The organism is Planktothrix sp. PCC 11201, from assembly GCF_900009135.1.
GTDB lineage: Bacteria > Cyanobacteriota > Cyanobacteriia > Cyanobacteriales > Microcoleaceae > Planktothrix.
Genome location: NZ_LT797773.1, coordinates 1 through 543, shown reverse-complemented (window position 1 = coordinate 543; position 543 = coordinate 1). Strand labels below are relative to the sequence as shown.

The window sequence follows — 543 nt, the reverse complement described above, 5'->3', positions numbered from 1 at the left end:
CAAATTAAAATAACATCTCACCATGAAAATCCTGCACGGAACCTGGATTCCTGAAACAACAGGTGATTTCATCGAACAAGGTGCATTTTACCTTTGGGTTGAAACTTCGACCCGCAAAACAAAGTCAAACCCGGACACACTCCATCCCCAACATCTGAAAGCATCGAGTTTAGAAGCATTTGTGCAAAATGAAATCGGGATTTCTGAAGATTATTCGCGTTTAATCTCGAATCGGATTTCCCTTAAATACTTTGCCCTGCCAACCCTTAATCAGCAACCGCTTCCTTCACCGGAATTAGCAAAATACTTAGAAACTGACCTAAACTTAGAATTTGAAGAATTTGCTACATGGGAAATTACAACTTATCAATTGGTATCTAGTCGGAATAAATTTAATTCCCTCAACACAATTATAAAACTTCTTAAAGAGATTCACTTCTTCGCTCAACAAAAACCCTCAGAAATGAGCCTCGGTTCTGACCTCTTCTTTTGGTATCACTATACCCAATTATTTAAACAAATTCTTTACAAAGATCAATATAT

General features: G+C 37.0%; 1 pseudogene. It reads left to right on the top strand.

What is annotated here, in order from left to right:
• Positions 1-22: 22 nt before the first annotated feature.
• A pseudogene (locus tag PL11201_RS25650) lies at positions 23-543 on the top strand (ATP-dependent helicase); the annotation flags it as partial.